This window comes from Streptococcus sp. NLAE-zl-C503, from assembly GCF_900104285.1.
Taxonomy (GTDB): Bacteria; Bacillota; Bacilli; order Lactobacillales; family Streptococcaceae; genus Streptococcus.
Genome location: NZ_FNJT01000006.1, coordinates 52724 through 58790 on the forward strand (window position 1 = coordinate 52724; position 6067 = coordinate 58790).

Consider the following 6067-nt stretch of genomic DNA (forward strand, 5'->3'; position numbering starts at 1 on the left):
AGAAATGTCTACAAAGTATGGTAAAATGTTAGGTAGGAGGTGGCACATGCTCGTTTTTTCAGAATACCAGACTGGAACAATTGATCTTTCTCTTAGCTTTTACGGTTATGAAGAATGTACGCCTAACTACTCTTTTGGCCCAGCTATTCGAGATACCTATGTACTACATTACATTACTAAAGGAAAAGGTCAATTTCATTATAAGGGTAAAATTGTTGATTTAAAGGCAGGAGATTTCTTTTTACTAAAACCAGATGAATTAACCTTCTATCAAGCAAATAGCCAGGATCCTTGGGCTTATTACTGGTTGGGGATTACTGGAGGGAGAGCACCTGACTATTTTGCTCTGTCTCAAATTTCTAATCAATCCTACCTCATCCAATCAAAAAACTGTCATACACAGACAACTGCAAACCTCATCGATAGTATTGTCCGTTTCGCTCAGATAACAAAATCAAATGAATTGGCTCAACTCCATATCATGGGGCAACTCCATGAATTAATGTTTCATTTAGGAACTATTGCTCCCAATCAGAAAAAAAAGAATATTTCATCAACCCACCAACTCTATCTTGACTGCAAACGATTGATAGATAGTCACTATCCACAATTGCTCACCATTCAAGATTTAGCTAAAGAGCTATCAGTTCATAGAAGTTACTTAACTAGTGTGTTTAAAGAATTTCACCAACTCTCTCCAAAAGAATATTTGCTTTTCGTTCGAATGAACCGTGCGCAACAGTTACTAGAACATACCAACGAAACGATCAAAGTCATTGCATACTCCGTGGGTTTTTCAGATCCATTACATTTCTCAAAAGCCTACAAACAGTTTTTTCATAAAACACCGAGTCAAACTCGAAAAGAACTCTCTCACTCCCTCTTAGCTAGAAAGGAAAATCAATGAAATCACACCAACTAGTCTACCAAATATTAGCTAGAGAAAACGACTATGTTAGCGGAGAAAAAATTGCAGAAGAACTGTCGTTAAGTCGTACATCCATCTGGAAAGCAATCCAACGCCTCCAACAAGAAGGGCTCGTGATTGACAGTATTAAAAATAAAGGTTACAAACTTATTCAAGGCGATTTGATCCTACCTGATTTGATTCAAGATAAAACCAACTTAATCATTCTCTACAAACCTGAAACAAAATCTACTCAAACAGATGCAAAAGAAGGTATTGAAGGTGGAAGCCAGGGAAATAGTCTCTATCTTTCTACATGTCAAACAGCAGGTCGTGGTCGCTTTCAACGCCCTTACTACTCTCCTGCTCAGGGAGGTATTTATATGTCATTACATATTCAGCCAAATCTCGCCTATGACCAGCTTCCTGCCTACACATTACTTACAGCAGGTGCCATTTACAAAGCTATTAAAAACCTCACCTTGATTGACGTGGGTATCAAATGGGTAAATGATATCTACTTTAAAAATAAAAAAATAGCAGGTATCCTCACCGAAGCCATGACATCCGTGGAAACAGGCCTAGTAACAGACGTCATTATCGGCGTTGGAATCAACTTTGCCATCAGGGATTTTCCCAAAGAGATAAAAGAAAAAGCTGGAAGTATCTTTACACCACCAGCTCCTATCACACGAAACGAACTAATCTCAGAAATTTGGCGTTGTTTCTACCAAACAGCACCCGAAGAACTACTCTATCTTTATAAAGAACACTCTCTTGTTCTAGGAAGAGAGGTCAGTTTTATCCAAGATCAGACTGAAAAAAAAGGAGTTGCCAAAGACATCTCCGACAAAGGACAACTCCTTATTCAGCTTGATGACCAGACAGAAATCTGGCTTAATAGTGGTGAAATCTCACTCACTAGCTGGACTTAACAAACAGCACTATATGATGTCTAGAACCTCATCTAGCAAGCATATAGTGCTTTTTGAATGTAGAAAGTAACAGATATATAAATAGCTGGCTTCCTACCAACACTTTACAGGTGAATAGCTTTCGAGGCATTCTTTTTATATGCCGTGCTATGTGCCAAAGAAGCTCCATAGCAGTGATTCTCATATCCAAGCATAATCAATGGCAGCGCAAAAACTTTAACAGCATATAAAAGCAGCCAAAACATAAAGACTTCAGCTTTTATATTCACCAAATTTTTACTAAACATCTCATACAAGAACCATGCATTTAAAGCCATATTGAAGAGACTTGCTAACGTTGCTGAAACTATATTGGTTTTTAATTTTGGATGATAACATTTAGCCACATATAAGGCCAATATTGGAATATTATAAAGGCAAATCGGTTGATAATTTTCTCTATAAATAACCAGCGTCTTACGATTATAGAACGGGAAACCATGAGGTCCACGATGATATTCATTGATCCAGATATGGCTAAGACCTCTAATCGCATTCCAATCTACAAATAAATCAATTTTTCTTAGATAAATCCCTTCTTTATGAATCGAACATTTCCATTTGAACATGAAAGATAAAAGAAAAGTAAGGAGCAAAACCACAACTGTAACAATCCTCAACTCCTTTTGCCCGATAGTCAAGGATAGGTTAAAAAAGCGAATTTGCGCTTTTTTTGCATCTAAGATCATTGAAATCACAGTTAGAAATACTACAAAGATAAATAGTATAAATCTATAAAAAATACTATGAAATTTTACTCCATTTTTCATATTGATTATCCCCCAGCCACTTGAAGTCCCTAACCCTAGTATATCACTAAATCTAGTCTATTTATGATTTTTCTAGTATGAAAGTTACTGAAACAGCATTAGATAATAGAGCTCTATAATTCTGTAGTGAGTAAAACCACTATGGAAATTATGTAGCCTAGAAAAAAGTCCCATAAGATCTGTAATGAAAAGCGACCAAACCATCATTAGAAAGAATCATATGGAACAATTACATTTTATCACAAACCTACTAGACATTAAAGACCCTAACATCAAGAGTGTAGATATTATCAATATGGATACCCACAAGGAGATTATCGCTAAACTGGATTATGAGGCTCCATCTTGTCCTGATTGCAAGTCAAATGAAGAAATATGACTTTCAAAAACCGTCTAAGATTCCTTACCCTGAAACGACTAACATGCCTACTAGAATTCTCCTTAAAAAACGCCGTTTAAAGTGCTATCATTGCTCAAAAACTAGTTGAAAAAACTCCTATGACCGATATCGCTCACCAGCTTTCCATTTCAACTTCAACTGTCATTCGCAAGCTCAATGACTTTCACTTTAAACATGATTTTAACCGACTTCCTGAGATTATGTCTTGGGACGAGTATGCCTTCACCAAGGGAAAGATGAGCTTTATTGCTCAGGACTTTGAAAAACTCGATATCATCACTGTTCTTGAGGGAAGAACACAAGCTGTCATCCAAAATCATTTTCTTCGATACGATAGAGCTGTTCGTTGTCAGGTGAAAATCATTACTATGGATATGTTTAGTCCCTACTATGACTTGGCTAAACAGCTTTTTCCATGTGCTAAAATCGTTCTAGATCGCTTTCACATTGTACAACATCTTAGCCGTGCTATGAGCCGTGTGCGAGTCCAAATGATGAATCAATTCGATAGAAAATCCCATGAATACAAGGCTATCAAACGTTACTGGAAGCTCATTCAACAAGATAGCCGTAAACTCAGCGATAAGAGATTTTATCGCCCTACTTTTCGTATGCACTTAACGAATAGAGAAATTCTAGACAAGCTTTTGAGCTATTCAGAAGACTTGAAACACCACTATAAGCTCTACCATCTCTTGCTTTTTTACTTTCAGAATAAGGAGCCGGAGAAATTTTTCGGACTCATTGAGGACAATCTAAAGCAGGTTCATCCTCTTTTTCAGATTGTCTTAAAAACCTTCCTCAAGGATAAAGAGAAAATCGTCAACGCCCTTCAATTACTCTATTCCAACGCAAAATTGGAAGCGACTAATAATCTCATCAAACTCATCAAAAGAAATGCCTTTGGCTTTCGAAACTTTGAAAACTTCAAAAAACGGATTTTTATCGCTCTGAACATCAAAAAAGAAAGGACGAATTTCGTCCTTTCTCGATCTTAGCTGACTTCAACCCACTACAGTTGACAAAGAGCCGAAAAAAAGGAGAGTGCCAATGTGGCTCTCTCCAGAATATGACTTTTTACCAACCCACTAGAGTTGATAAAGATTCTCAAATTATATCACGGAGAATGGGGGATTCGAACCCCCGCGCCAGTTACCCGACCTAACGATTTAGCAAACCGTCCTCTTCAGCCTCTTGAGTAATTCTCCAAAATATTAATTAATAAGTTTATACGAACTCCCCACACTCACGTCACAGCACTCTGTATACGGAGAATGGGGGATTCGAACCCCCGCGCCAGTTACCCGACCTAACGATTTAGCAAACCGTCCTCTTCAGCCTCTTGAGTAATTCTCCTACTTTAATGGGCACGAGTGGACTCGAACCACCGACCTCACGCTTATCAGGCGTGCGCTCTAACCACCTGAGCTACGCGCCCAAGTCAAAAACTTGGTAATTTGAACAAAGTTCAAAGCGGGTGACGAGAATCGAACTCGCGACAACAGCTTGGAAGGCTGTAGTTTTACCACTAAACTACACCCGCATAACTATTATAAAATGGCGCGAGACGGAATCGAACCGCCGACACATGGAGCTTCAATCCATTGCTCTACCAACTGAGCTACCGAGCCAAATTGCGGGAGCAGGATTTGAACCTACGACCTTCGGGTTATGAGCCCGACGAGCTACCGAGCTGCTCCATCCCGCGTTAATAATAATAAGGAGGATGTGGGATTCGAACCCACGCACGCTTTTACACGCCTGACGGTTTTCAAGACCGTTCCCTTCAGCCAGACTTGGGTAATCCTCCAAAATATATAATGGACCTTGTAGGACTTGAACCTACGACCACTCGGTTATGAGCCGAGAGCTCTAACCAGCTGAGCTAAAGGTCCAACAAGATCTTTATAGCGGCGAAGGGGATCGAACCCCCGACCTCCCGGGTATGAACCGGACGCTCTAGCCAGCTGAGCTACACCGCCATCAATCGGGAAGACAGGATTCGAACCTGCGACACCTTGGTCCCAAACCAAGTACTCTACCAAGCTGAGCTACTTCCCGAGTTAAATAGAAAAAATGCACCCTAGAGGATTCGAACCTCTAACCGCCTGATTCGTAGTCAGGTACTCTATCCAGTTGAGCTAAGGGTGCTCATTATTATATGCCGAGGACCGGGATCGAACCGGTACGATCGTTTCCAATCGCAGGATTTTAAGTCCTGTGCGTCTGCCAGTTCCGCCACCCCGGCCTCTCTAAGCGAACGACGGGATTCGAACCCGCGACCCCCACCTTGGCAAGGTGGTGTTCTACCACTGAACTACGTTCGCATCGACCTCTTCTAGCTTTAATGCCGGCTACATGACTTGAACACGCGACCCTCTGATTACAAATCAGATGCTCTACCAACTGAGCTAAGCCGGCTAATTCCTACTATGCGGGTTAAGGGACTTGAACCCCCACGCCGTTAAGCGCCAGATCCTAAATCTGGTGCGTCTGCCAATTCCGCCAAACCCGCAAATATGACCCGTACTGGGCTCGAACCAGTGACCCATTGATTAAAAGTCAATTGCTCTACCAACTGAGCTAACGAGTCTAAAATAACTTCCGTTATCTTACGGTCCCGACGGGAATCGAACCCGCGATCTTCGCCGTGACAGGGCGACGTGATAACCGCTACACTACGGGACCTATGGGAGTTAACGGGATCGAACCGCTGACCCTCTGCTTGTAAGGCAGATGCTCTCCCAGCTGAGCTAAACTCCCAAAAAGGAAGCCTCTAAACTTCCTATTCTGCTAAGCGACTTCCATATCTCACAGGGGGCAACCCCCAACTACTTCCGGCGTTCTAGGGCTTAACTGCTGTGTTCGGCATGGGTACAGGTGTATCTCCTAGGCTATCGTCACTTAACTCTGAGTAATACCTACTCAAAATTGAATATCTATCAAATACCAAGAAAACCTTACACTTCGTATTCTCAGTTACTTTGGATAAGTCCTCGAGCTATTAGTATTAGTC

The 6067-nt window shown here is 41.0% G+C and carries 3 protein-coding genes, 18 tRNA genes, 1 rRNA gene and 1 pseudogene; 3 read left to right on the top strand and 20 right to left on the bottom strand.

Translation table 11 applies throughout. The features are described 5' to 3' along the window. The first annotated feature begins 46 nt into the window (after positions 1-46). Both BLS46_RS08690 and birA read left to right on the top strand, forming a co-directional pair. Positions 47-907 carry an AraC family transcriptional regulator gene (locus BLS46_RS08690; protein WP_093587011.1) on the top strand — a complete coding sequence of 287 codons (861 nt, stop codon included), beginning with the start codon at positions 47-49 and terminating at the stop codon, positions 905-907. Continuing rightward, the gene (gene birA / locus BLS46_RS08695) at positions 904-1842 is read left to right on the top strand and encodes a bifunctional biotin--[acetyl-CoA-carboxylase] ligase/biotin operon repressor BirA (protein WP_093587013.1); all 939 of its coding nucleotides are present in this window, start codon (positions 904-906) and stop codon (positions 1840-1842) included. Before BLS46_RS08690 ends, birA begins: the two co-directional genes overlap by 4 nt. 104 nt (positions 1843-1946) lie before the next feature. Here birA and BLS46_RS08700 read toward each other — a convergent pair whose 3' ends face one another. Further along, a complete protein-coding gene (locus tag BLS46_RS08700) occupies positions 1947-2651 on the bottom strand; it encodes a hypothetical protein (protein WP_093587015.1) in 705 nt (234 codons plus the stop codon). Between the two features lie 220 nt (positions 2652-2871). Here BLS46_RS08700 and BLS46_RS08705 point away from each other — a divergent pair. Beyond that, positions 2872-4049 (top strand): annotated as a pseudogene (locus BLS46_RS08705) (ISL3 family transposase). Positions 4050-4171: 122 nt separating this feature from the next. Here BLS46_RS08705 and BLS46_RS08710 read toward each other — a convergent pair. From BLS46_RS08710 to rrf, 19 genes are all read right to left on the bottom strand, one after another. Then, positions 4172-4259, bottom strand: a tRNA-Ser gene (locus BLS46_RS08710). Positions 4260-4319: 60 nt separating this feature from the next. Beyond that, positions 4320-4407 (bottom strand) — tRNA-Ser (locus BLS46_RS08715). A gap of 8 nt (positions 4408-4415) precedes the next feature. Next, positions 4416-4489: transfer RNA gene (locus BLS46_RS08720), tRNA-Ile, on the bottom strand. Between the two features lie 34 nt (positions 4490-4523). Further along, positions 4524-4594 (bottom strand) — tRNA-Gly (locus tag BLS46_RS08725). A 15-nt stretch (positions 4595-4609) separates the two neighbouring features. After that, positions 4610-4682: transfer RNA gene (locus tag BLS46_RS08730), tRNA-Phe, on the bottom strand. Between the two features lie 3 nt (positions 4683-4685). Next, positions 4686-4759: transfer RNA gene (locus BLS46_RS08735), tRNA-Met, on the bottom strand. A gap of 12 nt (positions 4760-4771) precedes the next feature. Beyond that, a tRNA-Ser gene (locus BLS46_RS08740) sits at positions 4772-4861 on the bottom strand. Between the two features lie 11 nt (positions 4862-4872). Further along, positions 4873-4946: transfer RNA gene (locus BLS46_RS08745), tRNA-Ile, on the bottom strand. Positions 4947-4959: 13 nt separating this feature from the next. Continuing rightward, a tRNA-Met gene (locus BLS46_RS08750) sits at positions 4960-5033 on the bottom strand. Positions 5034-5038: 5 nt separating this feature from the next. After that, positions 5039-5112: transfer RNA gene (locus BLS46_RS08755), tRNA-Pro, on the bottom strand. Between the two features lie 16 nt (positions 5113-5128). Continuing rightward, positions 5129-5202 (bottom strand) — tRNA-Arg (locus BLS46_RS08760). Positions 5203-5213: 11 nt separating this feature from the next. Then, positions 5214-5299, bottom strand: a tRNA-Leu gene (locus tag BLS46_RS08765). Between the two features lie 7 nt (positions 5300-5306). Further along, a tRNA-Gly gene (locus BLS46_RS08770) sits at positions 5307-5378 on the bottom strand. Between the two features lie 21 nt (positions 5379-5399). Beyond that, positions 5400-5472: transfer RNA gene (locus BLS46_RS08775), tRNA-Thr, on the bottom strand. A gap of 12 nt (positions 5473-5484) precedes the next feature. Next, positions 5485-5566 (bottom strand) — tRNA-Leu (locus BLS46_RS08780). A gap of 5 nt (positions 5567-5571) precedes the next feature. Continuing rightward, positions 5572-5644: transfer RNA gene (locus tag BLS46_RS08785), tRNA-Lys, on the bottom strand. A 22-nt stretch (positions 5645-5666) separates the two neighbouring features. Continuing rightward, positions 5667-5739, bottom strand: a tRNA-Asp gene (locus BLS46_RS08790). Positions 5740-5741: 2 nt separating this feature from the next. Further along, a tRNA-Val gene (locus BLS46_RS08795) sits at positions 5742-5814 on the bottom strand. Positions 5815-5843: 29 nt separating this feature from the next. Further along, a 5S ribosomal RNA gene (gene rrf, locus BLS46_RS08800) occupies positions 5844-5959 on the bottom strand. Positions 5960-6067 lie beyond the last annotated feature (108 nt).

Excerpts from the sequence above, each read along its gene's own strand:
- BLS46_RS08690 (WP_093587011.1), top strand. The coding sequence starts at position 47 with ATGCTCGTTTTTTCAGAATACCAGACTGGAACAATTGATCTTTCTCTT.
- birA (WP_093587013.1), top strand. The coding sequence starts at position 904 with ATGAAATCACACCAACTAGTCTACCAAATATTAGCTAGAGAAAACGAC.
- BLS46_RS08700 (WP_093587015.1), bottom strand. The coding sequence starts at position 2,651 with ATGAAAAATGGAGTAAAATTTCATAGTATTTTTTATAGATTTATACTA.